Origin of the sequence: Micromonospora sp. GCM10011541, assembly GCF_042650725.1 — a bacterium.
Taxonomy (GTDB): Bacteria; Actinomycetota; Actinomycetes; order Mycobacteriales; family Micromonosporaceae; genus Micromonospora; species Micromonospora sicca.
This window is the reverse complement of record NZ_JBHSBP010000111.1, coordinates 1-1433: the sequence shown is the minus strand read 5'-3', so window position 1 is coordinate 1433 and position 1433 is coordinate 1. Positions and strand designations below refer to the sequence as shown.

The following is a 1433-nucleotide window of genomic DNA, read 5'->3' as shown; positions in this document are numbered from 1 at the left end:
GTCTTGCCGACGTCGTAGCTGGGCGCGGGCTGCCTGTTCTTCGAGCCTTGGGGCCGTCCGGGTCCGGCCTTGCCTGGTTTGGGTGCGCTGGCGGGGTGGGTGGTCTTCGTGTGGATGTGGCGAAATCCGCGGCGGACCCGGGCCGGGGTGAGCCGGTCGGGGCCGGCGGGTCGTTCCCAGGGCCGGCGGAGGTCCTCGGCGAGGCCGCGTGCGAGGCGTAGTTGGGTGTGACAGGCGATGATCAGCCAGGTCCACCGGTCGGCCGCGTCGGGCGTACGGATCTTGGGCCGGGTCCAGCCCAGTGTCTGTTTGAGCAGCCGGAAGGTGTGTTCGAGGTCGAACCTGCGTAGGTAGGACTGCCAGCTGCGGTCCACGTCCGCGGCGGTGGCCGCGGTGATCGAGGTCCACAGCCAGACCGGTTTCGGGTGACGGTCGCCGGGCAGGTGCTGGACCTGCAGCCGGATCAGGGTGCCTTCGATGATCGGCAGGTCGCCTTCGTGGTCGAGCCAGCAGGTGCGGCGGGTCAGCCGTGGGTGGATCTGGTCCCAGGCGGTCGCGGTGGCGGTGCCGTAGCGGGCGGTCTGCGTGGTGGTGACGGTCTGCGGCGCCGGCCAGGTGTCGGGGTCGGCGAGGGCGAGTTCGGGGCCGTGTTTGGGTGGCCGGCCCGTCGTCCCGGGTAGCCGTGGGGGTGGTGGCAGGGCCATCACCCGGTCCGAGCGCAGCCGTCCGAGCAGGTCCACGGGCAGGTCGCCGAGGAGGAACGCCAGGCGGGGGATGTCGTAGCCGGCATCACACACGATCAGGATCCGCGGATCGTCGGTTGCGTGGTGGCCGGCCGCGATGAGGCGTTGCACGACAGCGCGCAGCTGGTCGGCGGTGACGGCGGCCATGTCATCGGCCGGTCCGAGCCGCACCGCGTCCAGGATCGCCGTCCATGAGGTCCGGCCGGTTTCGAGGGCTGCGACGAAGGAGTACGGCCAGCCCGGGATCAGCTGCGACTGGCTCTTGGCTCGGCCGTAGACGTGGCAGAACAGCCGGTCCGGGCTGGTCCGGGCGTCGGAACGCAGCCACGGGCTGACGTCGACAGCGAGAACGATGCGCCCGTCGGCGGCCCGCGGCAGCGGCAGTCCCGCCACAGCGCGGCGCAGCCGGGCGACGTCGACACGGCCGCAGTTCAACCCGTCGTACATGCCGCCGTGGCCACGGCGGTGCTCGGGCGCCAGGACCAGGTCGACCAGGGACCTGACCGGCCCGTCCGTGCACAGCAGCGCGTCGGTCACCTCGAACAGGGCGTCAGCGCGGGCGGTCAGACAGCGGTAGAACTCCGTCCGGAACCTGGACAGAACGGCTAAAGCCTCGACGCGGGCAGCGTCATCGCGCACACTCATCTCCACGGCCTTGGTGTGATCATTCGATGTCTCAGCAACATCCAT

Annotated in this window: 1 protein-coding gene; it reads right to left on the bottom strand. The window is 70.9% G+C overall.

The genetic code is table 11. The features are described 5' to 3' along the window. The coding region (locus ACFOYX_RS36140; RefSeq protein WP_377534807.1) for an NF041680 family putative transposase at positions 1–1382 on the bottom strand (1382 nt) is incomplete at its 3' end. Positions 1383–1433: the final 51 nt, after the last annotated feature.